Source organism: Priestia sp. D51 (assembly GCF_053345675.1).
This window is the reverse complement of record NZ_JBLTIR010000003.1, coordinates 508,138-530,130: the sequence shown is the minus strand read 5'-3', so window position 1 is coordinate 530,130 and position 21,993 is coordinate 508,138. Positions and strand designations below refer to the sequence as shown.

The 21,993-nt window shown below is 35.4% G+C and carries 18 protein-coding genes; 1 reads left to right on the top strand and 17 read right to left on the bottom strand.

Annotated elements, in window-relative coordinates; all coding sequences use genetic code 11:
* The 8 genes from ACNHOZ_RS14555 to galU all read right to left on the bottom strand — a co-directional run bounded on the left by ACNHOZ_RS14555 (nucleotide 1) and on the right by galU (nucleotide 7,815).
* Nucleotides 1-699 carry an acyltransferase gene (locus ACNHOZ_RS14555; RefSeq protein ID WP_328170520.1) on the bottom strand — a complete coding sequence of 233 codons (699 nt, stop codon included), beginning with the start codon at nucleotides 697-699 and terminating at the stop codon, nucleotides 1-3.
* Nucleotides 680-1,981 carry an O-antigen ligase family protein gene (locus ACNHOZ_RS14550; RefSeq protein ID WP_328170521.1) on the bottom strand — a complete coding sequence of 434 codons (1,302 nt, stop codon included), beginning with the start codon at nucleotides 1,979-1,981 and terminating at the stop codon, nucleotides 680-682. The genes ACNHOZ_RS14555 and ACNHOZ_RS14550 overlap by 20 nt, the downstream gene beginning before the upstream one ends.
* A 23-nt stretch (nucleotides 1,982-2,004) precedes the next feature.
* The gene (locus ACNHOZ_RS14545) at nucleotides 2,005-2,958 is read right to left on the bottom strand and encodes a glycosyltransferase family 2 protein (protein WP_447697211.1); all 954 of its coding nucleotides are present in this window, start codon (nucleotides 2,956-2,958) and stop codon (nucleotides 2,005-2,007) included.
* A 152-nt stretch (nucleotides 2,959-3,110) separates the two neighbouring features.
* Nucleotides 3,111-4,301 carry a CDP-glycerol glycerophosphotransferase family protein gene (locus ACNHOZ_RS14540; protein WP_328170523.1) on the bottom strand — a complete coding sequence of 397 codons (1,191 nt, stop codon included), beginning with the start codon at nucleotides 4,299-4,301 and terminating at the stop codon, nucleotides 3,111-3,113.
* 135 nt (nucleotides 4,302-4,436) lie between these two features.
* Complete coding sequence (gene tagD, locus ACNHOZ_RS14535) at nucleotides 4,437-4,826, bottom strand: glycerol-3-phosphate cytidylyltransferase (RefSeq protein ID WP_328170524.1); 390 nt, start codon at nucleotides 4,824-4,826, stop codon at nucleotides 4,437-4,439.
* Between the two features lie 30 nt (nucleotides 4,827-4,856).
* A complete protein-coding gene (locus tag ACNHOZ_RS14530) occupies nucleotides 4,857-6,086 on the bottom strand; it encodes an oligosaccharide flippase family protein (RefSeq protein ID WP_328170525.1) in 1,230 nt (409 codons plus the stop codon).
* Between the two features lie 125 nt (nucleotides 6,087-6,211).
* Nucleotides 6,212-6,868, bottom strand: coding sequence for a sugar transferase (locus ACNHOZ_RS14525; RefSeq protein ID WP_412762850.1), 657 nt, complete (start codon nucleotides 6,866-6,868; stop codon nucleotides 6,212-6,214).
* 53 nt (nucleotides 6,869-6,921) lie between these two features.
* On the bottom strand, nucleotides 6,922-7,815 hold the full coding sequence (gene galU, locus ACNHOZ_RS14520; RefSeq protein ID WP_447697210.1) for a UTP--glucose-1-phosphate uridylyltransferase GalU: 894 nt from the start codon (nucleotides 7,813-7,815) through the stop codon (nucleotides 6,922-6,924).
* A gap of 748 nt (nucleotides 7,816-8,563) precedes the next feature.
* Here galU and ACNHOZ_RS14515 point away from each other — a divergent pair.
* A complete protein-coding gene (locus ACNHOZ_RS14515) occupies nucleotides 8,564-9,013 on the top strand; it encodes a VanZ family protein (RefSeq protein ID WP_447697209.1) in 450 nt (149 codons plus the stop codon).
* 156 nt (nucleotides 9,014-9,169) lie between these two features.
* Here ACNHOZ_RS14515 and ACNHOZ_RS14510 read toward each other — a convergent pair whose 3' ends face one another.
* From ACNHOZ_RS14510 to ACNHOZ_RS14470, 9 genes are all read right to left on the bottom strand, one after another.
* Nucleotides 9,170-9,592, bottom strand: coding sequence for a VanZ family protein (locus ACNHOZ_RS14510; RefSeq protein ID WP_165635588.1), 423 nt, complete (start codon nucleotides 9,590-9,592; stop codon nucleotides 9,170-9,172).
* Nucleotides 9,593-10,187: 595 nt separating this feature from the next.
* Nucleotides 10,188-12,527 carry a SpoIID/LytB domain-containing protein gene (locus ACNHOZ_RS14505; RefSeq protein WP_447697208.1) on the bottom strand — a complete coding sequence of 780 codons (2,340 nt, stop codon included), beginning with the start codon at nucleotides 12,525-12,527 and terminating at the stop codon, nucleotides 10,188-10,190.
* A 492-nt stretch (nucleotides 12,528-13,019) separates the two neighbouring features.
* A complete protein-coding gene (locus tag ACNHOZ_RS14500) occupies nucleotides 13,020-14,732 on the bottom strand; it encodes a methyl-accepting chemotaxis protein (RefSeq protein ID WP_447697207.1) in 1,713 nt (570 codons plus the stop codon).
* A gap of 164 nt (nucleotides 14,733-14,896) precedes the next feature.
* Nucleotides 14,897-16,429 (bottom strand): hypothetical protein, encoded by a 1,533-nt coding sequence (locus tag ACNHOZ_RS14495; protein ID WP_447697206.1) that lies wholly within the window; start codon nucleotides 16,427-16,429, stop codon nucleotides 14,897-14,899.
* A gap of 99 nt (nucleotides 16,430-16,528) precedes the next feature.
* Entirely contained in the window at nucleotides 16,529-17,596 is a 1,068-nt protein-coding gene (locus ACNHOZ_RS14490) for a glycosyltransferase family 4 protein (protein ID WP_447697205.1), read from the bottom strand.
* A 13-nt stretch (nucleotides 17,597-17,609) separates the two neighbouring features.
* Complete coding sequence (locus ACNHOZ_RS14485; RefSeq protein WP_447697204.1) at nucleotides 17,610-18,395, bottom strand: glycosyltransferase family 2 protein; 786 nt, start codon at nucleotides 18,393-18,395, stop codon at nucleotides 17,610-17,612.
* The gene (locus ACNHOZ_RS14480; protein ID WP_447697203.1) at nucleotides 18,392-19,594 is read right to left on the bottom strand and encodes an O-antigen ligase family protein; all 1,203 of its coding nucleotides are present in this window, start codon (nucleotides 19,592-19,594) and stop codon (nucleotides 18,392-18,394) included. The genes ACNHOZ_RS14485 and ACNHOZ_RS14480 overlap by 4 nt, the downstream gene beginning before the upstream one ends.
* Nucleotides 19,587-21,032 carry an oligosaccharide flippase family protein gene (locus tag ACNHOZ_RS14475; protein WP_447697202.1) on the bottom strand — a complete coding sequence of 482 codons (1,446 nt, stop codon included), beginning with the start codon at nucleotides 21,030-21,032 and terminating at the stop codon, nucleotides 19,587-19,589. The genes ACNHOZ_RS14480 and ACNHOZ_RS14475 overlap by 8 nt, the downstream gene beginning before the upstream one ends.
* A 9-nt stretch (nucleotides 21,033-21,041) precedes the next feature.
* Complete coding sequence (locus tag ACNHOZ_RS14470) at nucleotides 21,042-21,992, bottom strand: NAD-dependent epimerase/dehydratase family protein (protein WP_447697201.1); 951 nt, start codon at nucleotides 21,990-21,992, stop codon at nucleotides 21,042-21,044.
* Nucleotide 21,993 lies beyond the last annotated feature (1 nt).

The window sequence follows — 21,993 nt, the reverse complement described above, 5'->3', positions numbered from 1 at the left end:
TTAAATTCTCCGATCCTTCACAATTTTCACCGGATTTCCTACCGCTACGCTATAAGGAGGAATATTCTTATTTACTAAAGTATTTGCCCCTATAACACAACCTCTTCCAATAGTGACACCATCTAGAAAAACTACTCCTGAGCCAATCCAACAATCATTATCAATCTTTATCCCTTTATTAGTAACTCCTTGTTGCTTTATCGGAATGTCGATACGATCAAATTTATGATTTTCAGAGTGAAACCTTACATTTTGCCCCATAATTACATGGTTGCCTATCTTAATACCACCAGCAGCTCCAAAAAAACAGTAATCTCCGACGCCACTATTGGCGCCAATATCCACACCCACACCTATATTTTCCAAACTTCCAGTACAAGAGATGATGGTGTGAGAACCAATTTTCACATTATCACCTAACTTTATTCCATTTTTAGATAATGCATTCAACTCAACATAATCTTCGATTGTTACAGCATTCCCAGTTGAAATATAGTGCTTATATTTCAACTTGACTTTTTTTCCTATAAATGTATTTTTACCCCTTATTTTAAATCCTTGTTTCCTTATAGTTCCTCTAATTAGTAAAATTGTTTTATTAATAGACAAAATAAATATATCTTTTAACTTGATTTCCTTATCTAATTCATAATCTTGCTTTTTTATTTTTTTCACAAATTTATTTAGAACTTTTTGCATCGTTATCCACCTGTATAAACATCATTTTTTTATAGTTAGTAATAAATAAGATAAGCAAACTTAAATACCACCAAAAGAATAGCAATGTATGTGTAGGAGTAAAATTAAACACAAACAACAAGGAAATTAAACCTGCTGTTAAACCAGTGATATATGCACTATATTGTGGACTAGATAATTTACTAGCCAAATGTGATACTTTAATACTTTTGAATAAAACCCATGCTAAAGGGCAGAAAAATAGTAGAGCCCCTATTATTCCACTATCGTCCAAAAGTAGCAAAAAGATATTAGATATCCATTTTGTTTCCCCAAATGCTTTTATACTTAAATAACCGTTACCGAAAAAGGGGCTATGAGACCACTGATTGATTGCCACCTGAAATTCATTCATACGATAAACTGCTGTATCACTTTGAGGGTCAAAAATTTCGCTAATCTTGGTGTAGAACAGACCATTATTACCACTAAGCTTGTCAAATATGGGGCTGATATAATTAATAATGAGCACAATAGAACCTGCTATAAAGATAAGTAGCAGAAAATTCTTAAGCTTAATTATTTGTGATTTATTAATTAATAGTATAAATAACACGCCTAATAACGTTCCTAACCATGCTGATCTTGTCCAACTTAATATTATTGCTCCAAAATTAATGATTAAAAGGATTATTAATATCCAATTTTTCTTTTTATAATAACCATTTATTAACAAGGATAATATCAACAATATTACAATACTATTAAATGCTCCAAAAATGTTAGCTTCTTCAAAAGTACCTTTTACTGATATACTTAATCCTTGCTGTCCATGCATTAAACCTCCTATATCAGTACCATTTGTTAAGTACACAACATAGGAAACTATTCCATAAACTGCTTCTATTGTACCTAATACTAGAAAAGCTATAGTAGAAAGTTTAACTAACGATTGATTATCTAAAGATATAGTTGAAATAGTTGTTATAAAAGTAAAAATCAAAAGGGTTAATGTTAGAAGCCCTTTAATAGAATCCATTAAAACAGGACTTAAAAAGACAGAGACCATCCAATTCAAACATATAAAACAAACATAAAAAAGACTTAATTTGCTTACATTTATTCTATCTGTAATAGCCATAACATAAAAAAGCATTCCTATTATGAATATCGGACTGATCAAATTCTCTGGACGAACAGTTACTGAACTTTTTAAAATAAACATTCCACTTAAAAGGGAAGAAATATAAAGAATCAGCAAACAATTTATTTGATACCTATTGAAAGCTTTATTATAATTCATAGATTAACACCATACTTCTTACACTAATTTTTATTTATTTGATTTATTTTATTCCTTTTCATGTAATTTATGGCGTCAGGATAAGACTGGGATACAATAATAAGATCCTTCCATCCATAGTTTTTTTTAAAGGTCAAAGTTACTAATTTTTTAAATATCCTATAAATCAAATACATTCTAGCCTTAAATATAGATTGTGGATTATTCCTAAATACGAAAATAAATGCATTCCTAAAATTATAATAGTATACTTTCGATGAAAGATTATCTTCTCCGCCTGAAGACAGCGAAACTTTATGATATATAACGGATTGGGGGCAAAACACAATTTTAAAACCCGCTTTCCTAACTCTAGTGTTCCAATCAGTTTCTTCGTAGTATAAAAAGTAATCCTCATTCATATATCCAACTTTGTCCAAAACTTCGCGTTTAAAAGCTAGACTACACCCATTGATAAAATCTACTTGTTTTGTAGTATCGTACAGTCCATTATCTTCTTCTCTTAACCCAATGTGTTTAACTCTTCCCATACTTAAATCTACTTTTCCACCTGCAAACCATATTTTTGAAGTATCATAATAATAAATTTTCGAACCCGTGATTCCAACTTCTGGGTTATTAATCAAATAATTTATTAATGGATCAAGTGCATTGGCCTCCACGATAGTATCGTTATTTAAAAGCCAGAAATATTCATATCCTTGCTCATATGCTTTTTTGATTGCAACATTATTTCCTCCTGCAAATCCTAAATTTGCACCTGTCTGAATAAATACAATGTCTATACTAAATACCTTCCTCTGGTAATCTTTTTGCAGCATTGAAAAGGAATTGTCCTGAGAGTTATTATCAGCCAAAAAAACGGTAAAATTCTTCTTTTTAATATCTTCTAAAGATTTCAGGCATTCATAGGTGTCGGTATAAGAATTCCAATTCAAGATTATTATTGCAACTTTTTCATTAATATTATTTTCCAAGAAAATCACTCTACCTCTAAGACTTTTATATAACAAATGACAGTTAATGAATTTAATAATTTAAATTCTATAGAATATTAATAATCCTCACTAAACTGTATATACATAGCTTCTAATCTACTAATAGATAGATTTATTGCCATCCTAATGTATCATGAGACAACTTTGTTTTTTTTTATAAGCTCAAATAAATGGCCACTATCCAACTTCAAACTTTCCTCATCATAAAATACCTTTCTTACTGCTTGTCGATCCTCTTCAAATGCATCTGCTTTTTTTATTTCAAATAAAGCCTTTAATAAATCACTCCTCTTCTCTATATGAAATCCAGGAGTAATATCTTTATAATTAAAATAAAATTCTCTATCGCTTAATTCATAATCTTTTTTATCATAAGCATAAAAAATAATAGGTCTATTCAACAATAAGTAGTCAATGAAACAACTAGAATAATCTGTAATTAGGATATCGGCGTATTTTAACAATACTTGAGTATCAATATTGATGTTGTTATAGTTTTTTATATTACTATATTCTGAAACATCGACATTCTCTTTGTGATGGTAATAATGTTGCTTGATAATGAAGTTAAAATTATATTTTTCACAAAATTCGTTAACTCCATTTAAATCTAGAATTTTATCTATATCTTGTTTTTCTTTTCCTTCTTTCCGATGAGTGGGCATATATAAAATAGTCTTTCTTTCCAATAATTCATTCGGGATATCTACATATTTATTATATTTATCTGTATAGAAAATGTTATTTCTCGGCTGTGCCATAATTGGTATATTTTCTTTCGGGATACGAAATGCCGATTCATAAATACCTTGAATCGTTTTACTAGTGGCAAGAACACTATTTAGTTTATTTTTTCTTCTTGAAAAAAATTTAACAAGAAAAACAACTATTCTATTATGTTTCTCCCCAGAATTAAAATTAATTAAATCATCAAACATTATTTTCTTTATCGGTATACCGTGCCATAAATTAAAATGTAAAGCTCCACCTAATAAGAATTCATCCAAATCATATTCACCTGTACTAGTAAAAAAAACTTTGCATCTTAGTTGAGCCCAAATTCCTTTGAATGAGTTATTTAATAATACATTTAACCCTTCCTGTTTCATTTCTTTATATACAGTAGGGTTTTTAGTAATCCAGATAGCATTTATATTTTTAAATTCCATTGCTTCTAAATATAGATATTTAGTATTGTCAGCAAATTTATTCCCAAACCATGATCCAAATAAATATAGATCTTGATTTTTGGGTACTATTTTCGAAATATTATAAATAAACAGTTTAATGATTTTTTTTATACCTTTATATAAATAACTCATAGTAATTATTCCCTTTCTAAAAAAGTCACAAATTATATTCATGTTTATTTTCTTAAAAATCTCTTATATAAAAAATTAAACCAAATATATAGCATATAGCTTATAGTATAAAAAATTAATCATGGGATTAAGTTTTTATACTTTTTTCAAATCTTTTTTTATTATTGAAGTTGATATATTTTTAGTGCGGTGTAAGTAGGTGACCTCACAATAAGGCGATAAGAAGTCAAACTTCCCTTGCCAATCGTCCCCCATTACAAAAATATCAATATCGTACTTTTCAATATCCTGCTTTTTTTGTTCCCAATGAGTTTCAGGAACTACGAGATCCACATAACGAATCGCTTCTAAAATAGTCTTTCTATGTTGATAATGATAATAAGATTTTTTATTTTTTAACTGGTTAAATTCGTCTGTTGATAATGCTACTGTTAAATGATCGCCCATTTCTTTTGCTCTTTTCAACAGATTGATGTGTCCCCAATGTAACAAATCGAACGTCCCATATGTAATTACTTTTTTCATAAATAAATCCACCGCCTTTTTTTATAATGACTATATTCCATCAAAAAATTTATATTTTTTCACTCCGAACCATCTGTAAAGAAATACTAAGATTTCTGTAACGACAATATAATAAGCAACTTTTTCTACTGATAGTATAGGAAGCGAGGCTATTAACAACAAAATATGGATTATTGATGGATATATAACGCTTTTATTGACATAGTTAACCTTACCTAAGGCACCTAATAGCGGATAGCCCATTAAAACACTAGGCATCATAAATAATGCTGCAAAAAACATTATTTTCAGCAGATATGCACTTTCATTAAATCCAATTCCAAAAATTAAAGAAATAATAAAATCCGATGCCACAAAGCCAATTATGCAAATAATAATATTACTAGCAACAGCAAACCTAAATATCTTTCTATACAATTTAATATCTTTGCTATACGCAACATACGGATAAAGTACGTTATTTAAAGGGTTATATAAACTAACAAATCCTCTGAAAATTTTATCAGCTGAGCCAAATATACCTGCCGCTGTTGGCCCTAAAACAATACCTATTATAAAAGTATTACTAGTTGTATAAAGAGAGACAGCAACTCTGGACCAAAAGAACTGGATACTGTTTACAAATTGATTCTTTATCTCTTCATAAGATGGTTTCTGTAATTGAATACGAAATAACTTCAACATAGTAACTAAAGATATAGCCCCTACAAGTATATATCCTACAGAATTAAGTAGTGGCACCATAAATAAATCCTCAGAATCTTTAACTAGGAAAAATATGGATACAGTAAATATAATTTTAACACTTGAATTGAATATAGTTATGAATTTCATTCTTTCAATACCCTGGTAAAAAAAGATGGAAAATAGCATATTCCCAATTATCATTCCAAAAGTTAATATATGGATGTACCAATATTCTCTTAATTGAGGAATAAAAGTGATTGCTAAAATTAAAATACTCAATGAAATAATTAATAGTATTAATTTAATTACTAATATTGAACTGACTATTTTACTAAGTTTTTCTTTACTATCACGATAAATTGATACTTCTCTAGTGGCAGATAAATCAAATCCAAAATCCACTATTAATATAAAGTATTGTATAAACGCCTGTGAAAAGATATAAACTCCATATTCTGTTGGCCCTAACACACGAGCTAAGTATGGAAAGGTTATAAATGGTAGGGCATAATTCAAAAGTTGCATAATTGCTAAAGCCGAAAAATTTTCAAGTAGTCTCTTTTTATGTGTCATAATTTTCATCTTTTCTAGTAATTTTAATAATATTTTAATAACCAGCAAATTCTTAACATTAACGACTATTCTAATAAATAATTTACGCTCTCCTTAGAAGAGGTTGTTCCTATGCAAGATGTAAATCAATATGCCCCTTGATCTGTTATAAAAATTATTTTAATAGTTTTTAACATTATCTTAATATCCATTTTACAATTTCGTGTTTTAATATACAGTATATCTAGCTCTACCATTTCTTCAAACCCAATTTCGCTTCTGCCACTTATCTGCCAAAGACCTGTGCAACCTGGAGTAACAAGTAAGCGTTGCATTTGGTAATTTGTATATTCTTTTACTTCTCTCGGAAGAGGGGGTCTTGGTCCAACTAGACTCATATCACCTTTTAGGACATTAATTAATTGTGGAAGTTCATCGATGCTTGTTTTACGAATAAATTTCCCGATTTTTGTAACTCTTGGATCATCTCTCATTTTAAACATTGCACCTGTTGTTTCATTTTTTTGTAGCAACTGATCTAGTCTTGCTTCTGCATCTGATACCATGGAACGAAACTTATACATACTAAACTCTTTACCATTTTTACCTACCCTTTTTTGCGAGAAAAAAATTGAACCCTTTGGATCTTCCATTTTTATTAAAAGTCCAATGATTAGAAAAACGACTAATAATATAACTAGTCCTGCAACAGATCCAACAATATCAATACACCTTTTAGTAAAAAGATAACCTCGTTTATTATTTGGATTAACTTTTTTCTCAATTGGGGGTGCTTGGACCACAGTTTTAGTTTTTGGTTCAGCGATTACTGGCAACTTAATCCACCCCTTTTCAATTATTCAACAGCTATTTTAGTTTTCAATTCTTGCTTTACTAAACAATTCATAATTTCTAACAAATCATCTTTTAAATCCGTATGCTGAAGAGCAAATTCAATGGTTGTCTGAATAAATCCTAGCTTCTCTCCTACATCATAGCGCTTACCTTCAAAGTCATACGCAAACACACGCTGAATTTCATTTAGCTTTTGAATAGCATCGGTTAATTGAATTTCACCGCCTGCTCCGACTTCTTGTTCTTCTAAAAATTTAAAGATTTCAGGAGTGAAGACGTAGCGCCCCATAATTGCTAGATTCGAAGGAGCTGTACCCGCGGCTGGTTTTTCTACAAATGTATTCACTTGGTGACGGCGGCCGTCGTTTGAAATCGGATCTACGATGCCATAGCGATGCGTTTGGTTGTCAGGGACCGTTTGCACGCCTATTACGGACGAAAGCGTTTGTTCATATTCGTTCATTAACTGACGAAGACAAGGTGTTTCCGCTTGAACAATATCATCGCCTAACAATACGGCAAATGGTTCATCGCCGATAAAGTTACGAGCACACCATACTGCGTGCCCTAACCCTTTTGGTTCTTTTTGACGAATATAGTGAATATCTACGTTTGAAGATTGACGCACTTTTTCTAAAATATCGAATTTTTCTTTTTCGACTAAATTATTTTCAAGTTCTGAAGCATAATCAAAATGATCTTCAATCGCGCGTTTTCCTTTTCCCGTTACAATGATGATATCTTCAATACCCGATTGAACTGCTTCTTCGACGATATATTGAATAGTCGGTTTATCAACGATTGGAAGCATTTCTTTTGGCATTGCTTTCGTTGCGGGTAAAAACCGCGTGCCGAGTCCAGCAGCTGGAATAATAGCTTTTTTAATTTTTTTCATCGTCATTCACTCCTTGTTTCTTCCTATTTATATATACTTTTTGTAAGCACTTACGAACAAGCTGCAGCAGCAACACATTCGTAAATGCTTATAAATTAATAGGGGCATTTAACCCCGCCTCACACCACACTCCTGACAACAAACGTGTCTAAGGTAGTTTTCTACCCACAGTGCAGCCGAGTGCCTCCTTTGATAGTGGCTGAGGAGACATCACCATACATATTGTGCTTTATATTACTATTTTTGAATATTCATCCTTTATTAGATAAAAATTAAAAACTTGTCTTTAATTTCAACAAGTTTTTCTAAGGGCTCCACAAATGATTCAAGAGGATTTTTATAGTTCATTTATCTTATCTATTCTCAATTATTTCTATAGTTTTTTTCAAACAGTCATTAGACCTATAACTTATGACACAATCGTAAAATTAATGTTATCACAAAAACAGGAAAAGAGGGATAACATTTTTTGTCGAAATTTGCGATATAACAAGGTTTTTGAATGAAAAGATAATATTTTCGCTTCAAAGGACCTTTTTATGTCGTTAAATGTTGATAGTCTTATATTTTTCTATATTTAGTAAGTTGTTAGAACTTCTGTCATATGTAGAGAAAATCATAATATTTCTATATGAAAATATCTTAATGTATTATGTGTAAAGAAAGGTGCTCAAGGATATTTCTTGCATTTCCCCTGCTTTTCTCTTACGATATGGAGATAAATCTAAAAATAAAAGGAATTTTTTGTATGATACTAAAAAGAATTTGTGTTGTTGCAATGATACTCGCTATTTCTCATTTTTCCCACACGCCGCATCTTCAAGTGACGGATCCAAGCTCTTGGAGCAATGCTTCAGTCTGGAATCATAAAGCTACTCTTTGGTCCGTGTTACATCCTGGCAGTGAATTTTATACGTCTTATACATACGGCTTTAATTTAGAGTTTATCTTACGTAAAATTGCTCATATCTCTTTCTTCGGCTTATTAGCCCTATTAATTTACTGGAATTTTAAAAAAAATTCTTGGAGATATATAAAAGCGTGGTTTTTACTCGCTTGTTTTGCTTTTTTAGACGAACTGCATCAAGCTTTTATTATTGGACGTGACGGGCGAATTATCGATGTGGCTATTGATTCATTTGGTGGGGCGCTATTTTTATTTTTGCTTTATAGATACAAAAAGATCTCTAGAATTTAGAGATCTTTTTTACATATATATTTATGATTGCTTCTTTTCTTAACCCTATATTTTTCTCCGCAGAACTATATATTTTTTTAAAAACAATCATGTGGATAGACTACAATTTTCGGATTAAATCTTTTATCTCTTTTACAAACCACAAGAAGGCCGTTATTAGCCTTCTTTTATGTAGTTTAGCGTCTTAAATAGACTGTATCCTATACCCGTCCCTAAAGTGTTCAAGAGAACATCATCAATATCTGTCCACCGATTTGGCATAAATAGTTGAACTATTTCAATGAGTACAGAGAAGAACATTCCCACGAGGAAACTTTTTGGCAAATTATCTATTTTCCTAAATCTCATAGATAAGAAAAAACCAAACGGTAAAAACAAAATAATGTTTCCTATATTATTTAGGATAAAATCGCCAAATGAATGATGAAATAATAAATCCCTCATTGTGTAAAATGGCACAAGATTGATACCACCTTTTCCTTCACCGATTCCTAACGAACTTTCCGTGAACATGGTTAACCTAATAATAAATAGAATAGAAGCTAAAAATAAAACATTAGTCCAATTATTCTTTGACATTAAAGGCATCTCCTAGAATTTTTAATAAAAAGACATTCCACTCTATCATCCCCCCATCTGAAAAATAAGTTTTCTTTTCAAAGAAACACAACGACTTACGTAGCAAAAAGAGGACTAGTTCATTCCCCTTTTTATTATAGCTATATAGAATTACTTCTCTTCAATAGATGCTTAGAATAATTAATAACTAATTTAGCTTATTACCTACCTTTACGCCTCTTTTAAAGATAAAAATATTCGTTTTTCTTATACTATCCTTCTCTTCCTTTTTTTACAATATGATAAGTTTACCTACACATTCGAAATTCCCCTATTTAAGTTAAGTTTATACTGGAGTATGTAGCTTACTAATTTCTACTTACTGTAGCAGACAAAGTGATTATCTTTTTGTAAAAAACGTTTAAACTCTCTTTTATAGAATGAACGTAGCGGGAATTTATTCTTAAAAATATAAGAACACTAGATAAAACTTCTAAAAACCAGAAAATAAAAAACGTTTAAAAACCGTTCACCAATTTACCCGTGAACGGTTTTTTGAATTATTTCTTTTAATATAGATATGCTTCTTCTTTCACAACAAAAAACTTAATTTCCCTTATTTCACCAAAGTCCATGCATATGGGCTATAGAATCCATCAGCTTTTATCACCACGTATATTTTTGTACCTGCTGACTGAGTTGGAATAGTCACATTGTATACGCCTGAAGCATTTGTGTTGCCTCTAGCTAGAATAGCTGCTGAGCTAGATCCTGCTTTCACATAAACTAATGACCCTGGTACGGCTGTTCCGGAAATAGCTGTAGAAGTTGTAGTAACAGCAGAGATACTAGGTGCTTTAGGCGCTGATTGAGCTTTAACAATAGTTGAAGTATACGGACTGTATTTCACTGCATTTTTTACAATAACATAGATTTTCTTTCCTGCATTTTGCTTTGCAATAGAAATCGAAAAGCTTCCTTTTGCATTTGTTTTTCCTCTAAAAGCAATGCTATTTTTACTAGAATCTAATTTTACATATACCGCTGTATTTGCTTCTGCTTTTCCGGTTAACACGGTATCATACTCTGTAACTGGATCAATCACAGGTGCGGCTGGTGCAGAATAGGTTTTAACAGTAACACCCGTATACTTGCTGTATTTCACAGCATTTTTGGCAATAACATATACTTTTGTTCCCGCTGCCTGAGCTGGGATTGCAACAGTAAAGTTTCCTTTTGCATCCGCTTTTGCTCTGGCTTCAATCTGTCCGGAAGTAGAGCCAAACTTCACATACACAAGTGCATTTGCTTCTGTTGTTCCTTTTACGGCTGTATCTGTTTCTTTTAATTCATTTACGGCCGGATTTTTAGGTGCAGCTATTGCTTTTACTACAGTTGAAGCATAGGGACTATAATTCACATCATTTTTTAAAATGACATATATTTTTGTTCCCGCTGCTTGTTTTGGAATAGAAACAGAGAAGTTTCCTTCGCTGTCCGCTTTCCCTCTGGCAGCAATCGCAGAACTCGTGGAGTTAAATTTTACGTAGACGAGTGTATTTGCTTCTGCTTTTCCTGTTATTTTCGTACCCATTTCATTAACTGAATTTAAGGCAGCTGCATACGGAGCTGTTTTATAAGAACGTTCTGCTTTTGTGCTGTAATATTCAGTAAGGGCTGTACCTGGATAATAAAATGCTAAAATCTCTTTATAATCCAGCCCTTGATTTGCCATTACGTTCGATCCCTGCTGACTCATTCCTACGCCATGTCCAAAACCTTTTCCATGAATAGTAAACGACGTATCATCTTCATCAATCGAAGTTACGTACAGGTTTAGCATAGATGAACCTTCAATGAGGTCTTTAACGGTCTTAGCACTTTCTCCTATATAGTCCCAATCGTGAATAAGAATTTTACCGTCTTTATCTACATCATCTTTCTTAATATAACGAACGCTTAGATCTCCTTTTGTAACACGCTGACCCGACGCACGGTCATAAAAATCTATTTTTGTAATGTCAGTAATCTTGATGTCTTTCGTGTCTAATCCGTTAGCTTTCATTTTGTTTTTGATATTATCCGCCATTTTTAAGTCTTTTTCGTTCGTTTGACTCCACCACGTATCGGATGCAGCTAAATCTTTTGTTGATAAATCAATTTGCTGCTTATTTACGACCTTTTTCCACGGCATTTGAGGATCGTACGGATCGTTTTTCACTTGAAAGTAAGGTAGTGGAGCACTATTAGTCCAGTAGTTAGAATTGGACTCAATAATTCCGCCATTACTTGAAGAAAAAAGGGTTTCTACTACTCTTCCATTGTACGTAACTGCTTCACCAAACGTCTCTTCAACGGCTTGATCAGTAAGAGGTGTAATAGATAACTCTTGTTTTCCTCCGTAAACTTGCCTGCTCTGTGTATCTGTAAGGTTTGAATCATTCAAATGCTTTAACGCATATGAACGAGCTGCTACTGCTTGAGCTTTAAATGTATTTAAAGAAGTCCAATTTTTTAAGGATTCTTCCGGAACTACACCTTTTAGGTAGTCTTCTATCGGCAATGTATTAATGGGGCGAACGTATTTTTGACTTTCATTTGTGAATGCTACATCACCTAAGTACTTTCTCCCTTGGATACTCAATGTCGCATCATATGTAGAAGGAGTTACTTCAAAGCTAGGAAATTCCGCAAGCTTCTCTGTTCCTTTATAAATAGCTATGCCACTAGATGTCACTTTCACTTCATAATCTTTTTTAGCGCTTAAGATTAAATTAGTACCTTTAATGCGATAAATTTCTGATGGCTGAATCGTAATCGAGCTTTTATTACCTAGATAGTTTGATAGCTTTACTGAAATTAATGGTTCTGTTTCAGCTGCTTCTGCTTTGTTCACGACGTTCAAAGCAATAAGCATAACGATGACTGCAAAGAAAATTTTTCCTATTTTTTTCATTAATTTTTTTACTCCTTTTTCGTTTTTAATAGTCCTCCTCGGAAATCTCTTATTTACTATCGGTACGAAATTGAAAATAATAACAAAAATAAGCATATTAATCTATAAATATACAAATAGCTTGTCACTTAATGTGACAAGCTATGATCAAAACTCTATTATTTTACAGTCAGTTTAAGATTTTTAGGAATAACAAAAAGATTATTTGATTTATCCAATAAAGATATTTTCTTATTTATTTTCCATATTTTAATGACTTATCCCATCTATCCATGTTATTATATTAAAGATATCTTTATATCTTGCTTGATAATAAAACCGAAAAAAAGTCTGTTTCTCATATGAGGAACAGACTTTTTTTCATATAAATAATTATTTACTTACTAGCTTTATTTTGGTTTTTGCTAAATTTTTAATGAACGCATCTACTTTTATTCTTGCCTGTTGCTACTATAGAAGCTTCCATCAATACCTTTCCATTTCTAAACCCTCTTAAACTCTAAACCTCGAAACCAATTCCTGCAGTCCCTCCGACATATTGGCTAAATCCATTGCCGATGAAGCAATTTCCTCCATGGAGGCAAGCTGTTCTTCCGTTGTAGCTGATACGTTTTGCGCTCCCGCTGCCGCTTCTTCAGCGATACCGTTGACTTCGTGAATCGCCTGCTGGACTTCATGTGTATCTTTGGCTAAATTGTGAATAGCGCTTCCGATCTGCTGAATTTGATTCACTACGTGCTGCACGGCTTCGTTAATTTGCATAAATGACGTACCTGCTTGTTCAACTACTGCTAGGCCTTCTTTTACTTCTTTGGTTGTGGCTGTCATCGACTGCAGCGTTCGAGCTGTTTCGCTTTGAATTAAGCTAACTAGATCTTTAATTTGATTTGCTGAGTTGGATGAGCCTTCTGCTAGTTTTCGTACTTCACTTGCCACAACAGCAAAGCCTTTTCCGTGATCTCCTGCTCTTGCGGCTTCAATAGCTGCATTCAAAGCAAGCAGATTCGTTTGATCGGCAATGGTTGTAATGACATCGTTAATTTGACTAATTTTCGCTGAGTGTTCGCTAAGACCTTGAAAAACAGATGAGAGTTCAGTGACATTGTCGTTGATTGATTTCATTTGTTGGGCTGCTGTTTCAACGGTCGCTGTTCCGCTATTTGAGATCGCAGCCGTGTCGAGTGCTCGCTTAGTGATTTGCTCGACGTTTTCAACAACTTCTGACGTTTGGTTCGTAATACGGCGAATAATGGTGGAGCTTTCTTGAATTTGATTCACTTGATGGTTGGATCCTGAGGCTAGTTTTTCAGTGATGCTTGAAATATGTTCAATCGCACTATTATTTTGTTCTGCGCTGGCGCTTAGTTCTTCTGAAGAAGCGGCAACCGTTGATGAAATGCTTCCAACAGACATAATCATTTCTTTTAATCCGCCAATCATTTTATTAAATGATGCTGTAAGTAAGCCAATTTCATCTTGAGATTCATACGTGCCTTGCACTTGAAAATCCCCGTCTTTTGCTGTTTCCATAAGATTTTTAATATCGTTTAAAGGCTTTGTAATCATGCGTGCAATTAGAAGTCCAACGGCTATCGTAAGCAGGATAACCAATGCGCTAACGAGTAATAGGGTGGTAACGGCTGATTTTACGCTTTGCTTATTTTTTTGGTAAATGCTTTTTGCTTCCTCGTTGTTTATCGTTTGAAGATCATCTAACGTGTTGTTTATGGTTGTACGCAGGGTGACGATTTGTTTAGAAAAAACGTTATAGGCTTCGTCTCCTTTTTCATCTTGAGCAAGCTGTATGGCTTCACTTCTTGCTTGTGTTAAGTTACCTATATTTTCTTCGTATAGAGCCAGTTTTTCTTTTTCACTATCTAGCAAAAATGTCTTTTTATACTGTTCGATAAGCTTGTTATTTTCAGCTTCTTTTTCTTGAATTTCATCGAGACGCTTACGCTGATAGTTTTCGTCTTTTGATAAAATCATTTCAAGCGTATTGGCATCAATCGCTCGGTTATTCGTACGAATTTGCCCTAACTGCCTGATTGGCTGCAGGCGGTCATTGTACATAGACTCCGAGCTGTCAGCAATTCGCTGTGTGTAAAAATAGCTAATCACGGCGACTGCAATAAGTGAAATTGTTGAAATTATAACCATGACTAGCAGCTTTCGATAGATACTCAGATTTCGTAATGCCCCCATAACATTTCCCCTTTTCACTGATGTATTCTTCTGCTTTCATTTTCACACTTCGTTATATCTATCGGTCATAGGGGGTGTTCTATCCATAGTACGCTCGTGACTTTTTATCGGCATAAAAAATAGCTTCTTATAAAAAGAAGCTGGTTTAAAAATAATTTCTCTACTTAGATTTTTGTCCCTGATACTTTCCCTGTGTTATCAATACTTAGCTTCCAGCTTTGTCCGTCAGGAGATTTAAGGATCAGGCTGTTTCCTTGCTGAAACTCAAGGTTTCCATACATTTTGCTTCCGGACGTTGCAACCCAAGAGGAACCTGGCATTATAGAAGACGTACCGAAGATGCGGTTAATTCGAAAACGCTTGTGGTCTTTTGTGTATTCACTTAGCGTAAGTCTCATTTTATACAGCGTATTGGCGCGCACTTCTGCCGTTACCGTGTTTCCTAAGTTGTTTTTTACGTCTTTTGCTGTTATCCACGCGCCGTCTAGTACTGTTAGATATTCAAATTTAATATTTTTAGGTGACTCACCCCATCCAAATGAAACGCCGGCCATATTCAGCATTTTAATTGGATTTGCAGTAAAGTCCATTTCAATCACAACGGGAGCTGAAGCCGGCACATCAAGGTAGTTCATGCTTTGTTCATCAACTAAGCTGAAGCAGTTGCTGATGCTACCTCCGTACGGGGCTTTTCCAGCGATTTGTTTGACGGTGTATTTTTTATCAGCTTGTACGAAAATATCGTCTTGATTGCCGATGATATCAGGTTTTCCTGGAAGACCTGGAGCAAATATATTTCGGGTTTGTTCAAAAGGAGACGTAATGTCATTATACTGTCCGTTGTTTAAAATCGATGTGGATAAAAGGTTAGAGGCAAGCTGATTTCGATGCGAGATACTCGTAAATTCTACGGGCGGTTCTCCTCCGTTCATCAAATACGTATCCCAAATATGCCCTTCAAACGTATTGTAAGCACCTGAACATTTAATTGCTCGTTTCGTTTGGCTGCGGCACTGCATTTGAAAATGAACAAAGCTGTTTCCCGACGTTTCATACGGCACGTCACTGATGCCGGCTACGTCAATTCCATACTGACAGCCGTCAATGGATAAATAGCTAAAGTTATTCGCGTTGATCCATGCAGGCGTATTGATGTTGGTGATTTTTTCAGTTTGCAGCAGCACGCCCCTTTCAAAGTTGCGAAGGTGTACAAATGATACGTTCACAAAGCTGATAAAATCCCACGCTTTTTGGCAGTAAAAATAAATGCCTTTTCCACTGTAAGCGCCTGACGTATTAATCATGCTGATGTTGCTTATCGTCGTTTTGTTTCCTGTTTCTAATTGCTGCGATCCGTGAAGGTAAATGACTGAAGAGGTAAATGATGGGTCGATTACTTCAACCGTTCCACCTGAAATGGACGCATCTTTTTGAAGGGTAAATACATGATAATTTCCCGTTACTTTGAGTTTGGTTCCGCTGTCCATTTCAAATGAAATAGACGGTTTAATCACAATGGGTGATGCGATGGCATACGTATAGTCTCCTGTTAGGAGCACTCGTGATAACTTGTTAGCCTCTGCGTAATCAATTGCTTGCTGTATCGCAGGTGCATCATCCGTAACGCCGTCTCTTTTCACACCGAAACAAGCGGCGTCGACTATTCTTTCTTCACTGCAGTTTTCCATTAAACTCATCTCGCTTTCTCAGCAGCTGTAAAGCATGTACTGCTTCTATTACTTTATGCGTGTTGACTACCTGTGGTTCACTGTTTCCATAGAAAAAAAGCTTCCGGGTTAGAAGCTTTTTCCGCTCACGTTTACGTATTGATTAGCAGTGGACGCAATCATTTGACTCGACGTAAAGTGCTGTTCGACTTTTTTTCTTGCGCCTTTAGCAAAACGCTGCTTTTGCTCTTGCTCGGCGTACAGCACCGTAATTTTTTCTGCGAATGCTTGAGGTGAATATGCAGGGATTAAATAGCCCGTGTCTCCGTCTGCTATCGCTTCTTTCACGCCTCCTACATCAATTGAAATCATCGGTGTACCAACAGCCATTGCTTCTAAAACAACCATTGGAAAGACTTCACGATGAGAAGTTAACAGAAGCATATCCATTTTCGTAATAAATGCTTCAGGGTCTTCTACTTCTCCCCATATCTTTATCTTTTCGGATAAGCCCTGCTGGTGAATAAGCTCTTGAATTCGCTGAAGGTCAGGTCCTCCTCCTCCGATATGAAACTTCATGTGGTCGTTACCTTTCAGCAGTGAGGCGATTTCGATAAACAGCTCGTGATTTTTTTCTTTTGAAGCTCGTGCCAACAGACCGATATGACAATCGAGTGAAGCAGATTTTTCTTTAAATACAAATTGATCTAAATCCACTCCGTTATAGATTGTTGTCACTTTGTTGCTGTTTACGCCGAGATTCATTAGCTGCTCCTGTTCAAAGCGGCTGACCGTAATCACTCCATGCACATAAGAGTTTACGAGTTTACAAAAAAAGCTTTTTGCCTTTTGTTCCAGCACCGTTACATTATGCTTTGTATAAAGTATTTTTACTTTTTTCCTCAGCACTCGATTCACGCATACTGCATACATCACCATACGCAGACTGTTGGCATGAATAATGTCAATTTTACACGTTCGAACCTTTTTCCAAAGTACATAAAGATTGTGAAGATGATTTTTTCTGCTTAAAGGCGTGAACCGTTTTTTATATTGAATTTTACTGTACAGTTCTCCCATTGCAGCTGCTGTATACACGGTGATATCCGGATGATTCAACTGATTTTCTAGCTTACAAAAATACGTTTCTGCTCCGCCTGTAATCAATTTATCCGTGATTAAAAGTACGTTTTTCAAGACTCCACATCCTTTACGATTTTGAGAGGTTTTTACTTTTAGCGTACGCATTCACGCTGTACTGTACAAAATAAGTGGCGCTTTTCCATAACGGCAGCCTTTCTTGCTTGCGCAGAAGCTTCCAATACCTCGTCGCTGCTTTCAGCTTGTTGCTAGAAACCGAGTGAGATACAAGACGGTAATAAGCAAGTGACTCTTGAAGGCCGTATGCTGTATAGCCTTTTCTCAGCAGTGACAGCCACAGCGCCGTGTCTTCTGGCTGAATGTTTGGCATTAAAATCCCGGAAATTTGTTTTTTATCAAGCATGACTGTCAAACAGCCGATAATGGTGTTACCCGCTAGCATTCTATAGTCAACACTTTTCGGAACGTTTACTTCAACACCTGTTTTTTCACCTTTTTCATTGATAATGCTATAGCCCGTATAGGAAAAAGCACAGTTTTTTTCAAGCATAAAAGCCACTTGTTTTGCAAGTTTTCCCCTATGCCATAGATCATCACTGTCTAAAAAAGCAAGGAATCGTCCGCTTGCTGCGCTTATACCTTCGTTGCGTGCGGCTGCGGCTCCTGAATTTTTTGTAAGCTGAAGCAGCTGAATGCGTTGATCTTTGCTACTGAACTCCCTTACTACTTCAGCCGTTTTATCTGTCGAACAGTCGTCAATTACAAGCAGCTCCCAGTTGAGGTACGTTTGCTGCTGAACGGATTTTATGGTGGATGAAATAAAGGCTGCGCAGTTATAAGCAGGTGTAACGATTGAAACGAGGGGCTGATCCGGTTGAGATTTGAAGTTATTCATCTTGCACTCTCCTCACTTTGATGATTTCGTAAATAGCCTGACAGCAGCGCTAAGTATAAAAAGAACAGCTCATTTACAATTAACGAAAGTGACATCATTTGAAGCAAAAAACCAATAAACGTTAAAAATAAGTAAGGTTCTTGTTTATGAATTTTTTGTTTTAAAAGCTGAAGCAACACAAGAAGTAAAAAGCTAAAATATAGGCAAAAGCCAATCATACCCGTCTCTGATAAAATTTCTAAAAACGTGTTATGAACGTACAGCGCTTCGCCGTAGTAGAACAAGTTGTACTCTGAAAAGTTAAAAGCACCGATTCCAGTAAACGGATGCGATGAAAAAAACTCAAATGCCCGGCTCCACAGCGAAAACCTTCCGCTTCCTCCATCATGTAAAAAATCATCGGCTCGTTCGGTTAAAATGGTGAATACGTTAAAACTTGTCATAAAATGTGCAATAAGAGAAAGCACTCCAAAGGCAAATACAAATGACAGCACCGTTTTGAGGCTATTAAGCGAGCGATTCGTTACTAGGTAAAGAATAACAATAAGTACCATGGCAATTAATCCGCCTCGCGAGAACGTTAAAACGCTTGCTAATGTGCTAAGTAAAAGTCCGACTTTATTTTTAGTACTATAGCTGTTCGTTAAAAAGTAAGTGAAAAACAGCGTATTGTAAAATACATAAATATTAGGATCATCCAGTACGCCAATCAAACGCGGATAGCTGCGGTCAATCATCACGCCCCATTTGATAATTTCTACATCGGAGGCAAATTGAAAATGAACGGCTTGAAGACCTGCAATATAGAGCAGTAAACTCACGCCGTTAAAAAGAATGCCCGCTCCGGTTAACGCACGTTTGATACTGCCGCTATGAAACTCTGCTATCACATATTTCATTAAAAAGTAGCAGGCAAGGATAAGCAAAACGCCTAGCATAATACGAAGACTCGCTTCTGGGTACAGAGAAAACGCTCCGGTCATACAGTAAAAAAGATAAAATAAAAGCAGCAGCACTTCATACGCCTGGAGCTTATAGACGTAAAAAGAAGCAAAGCTCAGCAGCAAAAGCGCAAATAAAAAAATCATGTACGGCTTTAATGAAAAGCCAATATTGACGTTATATTTACTTAATGTAACAAGAACAAAAAGGCAAAACAAAACGGTCGGTTTTCGATTTTGCACGTATACACTATTCATTTTGCGCCTCCTTTCTGTTCTCTACGTTTACTGGTTTGTTTTTTTGCAGGTATCCTAACGCTTGATTTCGAATCTTTTTATCTAGCAGCGTTAACAAAAACACAAGCAGCATGTTTACACACAGCGCAATAAACGGGTGCTGTGAAAATAGCAGCGTGGTAAGCACAAGCGTACTGCCAAATAAATAAACAAAAATGGGAAAAGTTTTACGCATGATGATGACTCTTTCCGGATTACATAACCAGCAGCCAATAAATAAAATTGCTTCAATTAAAAGCGCAGCATACACGGCTCCTATCACAGAATAAGCAGAGCTTAAAAAATAGTAAAAAGCAATTCCCGATACAACAGCAACTAGCTGAACGCCCGTTCTTCTTCCTTGAAGTCCTTTTGTTGTTAAACCATCTGCTAGCGCTACGCTTAAGCCTTGGAAAATCAGCATGAGCGACAGCCACTTTAACGCATCTCCGGCTGCAGCCCATTTATCTCCGAACAATAACGACACGGCAAGATCGGATAAATGGTAAAAAGGAAGAGCAGTCAGCATCCCTACTAAACTCATAAGCTTCACTTGAAGAATGTTTAATTCTAAATGTTTGTCTGTCTGCTGATGATTATAGTGGCGAAATAACACGGGGTAAAAAGCACCTGCCACAATTCCTGGAACTTGATAAAGCGCCGATGGAATGCGGTACGCAACGGCAAACACGCCGACGGCTGCAAGCGGAATCGTATTTTCTAATACGATTGGACCAAGCTGCGGCAGCAGCATAATCAGCAGGCCGCTTACAATAAATGAGCCGATATTTTTTAGCAGCCCGCGTTGAATTTTCTTTTTCAAATTAAACGATACTCTTTTCCCCACCATCCACAGTCCGTACACTCCTGCTAAAAGATAGGAAAAGCCAAACAAAAACGAAATAAAAAACGGGCTTGTATGCATCAGCATTCCAATCGTCAGCAGAACCACCAACAAAAGAGCTGAATAGATTCGAATTGCTCCTAAGTGATGCATTTGCTCAGTAAGCTGAAAATACGTAATCCCGATGCTTTGCATCGCAAGTCCTGTTACCATCGGTATAATCAAGTAGTACATCATCTTTACAAGTGATGCTTCATGATAAAACAAGGAAATTACTATATACGCCCCTGCAAACGTCGCAAGTAAAAGCAAAATTCTCATCTTCACATACGAGGATAAAAGCTGATCCACGTCAGCTTGTTTTTTAGATCCCTCGCGAAGCACCGTGTTACTTAAGCCAACGTCTGTAAAGTAGCCTAATATCATCGCAAAAGCTAGCGCTACGCTGAACCTGCCGTAACTAGCTGCGCTTAAATACTGTGCCAGCACGATAAGCGCAGCTGCATTTAACAAACGTGATACAACCGTACTAATAAATAAGTGAACAATGTTTTTCCAAATGGAATTTTTCTTCATACATCCCTCTTACTCCATCGTTTTAGCAAATTGCTGAGCTAGCGTTTCATGGTAGTAGTCATACGTTTTAGCTAATCCTTTTTCAAGCGTAAAAGCAGGCGACCACTTCAATAATTTGATGCTTTCTTTATTGCACAGCCTGCTGTCTGCAATATCACCTTCACGCACGCTGTGGTAAGCAGGTGTTAATTGACTGCCTGATATGCTTTTCATCGTGAAAAAAAGTTCGTTAATGCTGATGCTGCTGTTATTGGAAATATTAAACGTGCCGCACCCTGCATACTGAATAGCATGTAAGCACGCCTGACTCACGTCTTCTACGTAAATAAAGTCTCTTGTTTGACGGCCGCTTCCGTAAATAATCGGCTGCTGGTTCGTAACAAATCGGTCAAAAAAGATCGAGATTACGCCGCCTTCACCCTGTGAATTTTGCCGCGGGCCATATACGTTGCTGTAGCGAAGAATGACGTAGTCAATATCATACAGCTGTTTAGCAAGCTTTAAATATTCTTCAGACGTAAACTTTGACAGTCCGTACGGTGAAGCTGGACTCGTTGGATGAGTAAGTGAAATTGGAGTGACGTTCGTATTTCCGTACACGGCCGCTGATGAAGCAAAAATGATTTTTTCGGTACCGTGCTTTTTGCATGCATTAATAATGTTGATTGTTCCTTGAATATTAACATTGGCATCAAGATGAAAATTAGTAACGGAATGAGCCACGCTCACTTGAGCCGCTTGGTGAACAACATAATGAGGTTTAAACTCAGCAAATACTTTATCTAATTCTTCACTCACAATATCTCCGTAGTGAAAAGAAATGCCTCGATTTTCTAAGTTTGCTATTTTCCCCGTTGAGAGATTGTCAATGACCTTTACTTCAAATCCGTTTTGATAAAGAAGCTCTGCCATATGTGATCCAATAAAACCGCATCCGCCTGTAACTAATACTCTTTTCATG

Excerpts from the sequence above, each read along its gene's own strand:
- ACNHOZ_RS14475 (WP_447697202.1), bottom strand. The coding sequence starts at position 21,032 with ATGAAGAAAAATTCCATTTGGAAAAACATTGTTCACTTATTTATTAGT.
- tagD (WP_328170524.1), bottom strand. The coding sequence starts at position 4,826 with ATGAAAAAAGTAATTACATATGGGACGTTCGATTTGTTACATTGGGGA.
- ACNHOZ_RS14480 (WP_447697203.1), bottom strand. The coding sequence starts at position 19,594 with ATGAATAGTGTATACGTGCAAAATCGAAAACCGACCGTTTTGTTTTGC.
- ACNHOZ_RS14510 (WP_165635588.1), bottom strand. The coding sequence starts at position 9,592 with ATGTCAAAGAATAATTGGACTAATGTTTTATTTTTAGCTTCTATTCTA.
- ACNHOZ_RS14470 (WP_447697201.1), bottom strand. The coding sequence starts at position 21,992 with ATGAAAAGAGTATTAGTTACAGGCGGATGCGGTTTTATTGGATCACAT.
- ACNHOZ_RS14500 (WP_447697207.1), bottom strand. The coding sequence starts at position 14,732 with ATGGGGGCATTACGAAATCTGAGTATCTATCGAAAGCTGCTAGTCATG.
- ACNHOZ_RS14505 (WP_447697208.1), bottom strand. The coding sequence starts at position 12,527 with ATGAAAAAAATAGGAAAAATTTTCTTTGCAGTCATCGTTATGCTTATT.
- ACNHOZ_RS14485 (WP_447697204.1), bottom strand. The coding sequence starts at position 18,395 with ATGAATAACTTCAAATCTCAACCGGATCAGCCCCTCGTTTCAATCGTT.
- ACNHOZ_RS14515 (WP_447697209.1), top strand. The coding sequence starts at position 8,564 with ATGATACTAAAAAGAATTTGTGTTGTTGCAATGATACTCGCTATTTCT.
- ACNHOZ_RS14530 (WP_328170525.1), bottom strand. The coding sequence starts at position 6,086 with ATGACACATAAAAAGAGACTACTTGAAAATTTTTCGGCTTTAGCAATT.
- ACNHOZ_RS14555 (WP_328170520.1), bottom strand. The coding sequence starts at position 699 with ATGCAAAAAGTTCTAAATAAATTTGTGAAAAAAATAAAAAAGCAAGAT.
- galU (WP_447697210.1), bottom strand. The coding sequence starts at position 7,815 with ATGAAAAAAATTAAAAAAGCTATTATTCCAGCTGCTGGACTCGGCACG.
- ACNHOZ_RS14540 (WP_328170523.1), bottom strand. The coding sequence starts at position 4,301 with ATGAGTTATTTATATAAAGGTATAAAAAAAATCATTAAACTGTTTATT.
- ACNHOZ_RS14550 (WP_328170521.1), bottom strand. The coding sequence starts at position 1,981 with ATGAATTATAATAAAGCTTTCAATAGGTATCAAATAAATTGTTTGCTG.
- ACNHOZ_RS14495 (WP_447697206.1), bottom strand. The coding sequence starts at position 16,429 with ATGAGTTTAATGGAAAACTGCAGTGAAGAAAGAATAGTCGACGCCGCT.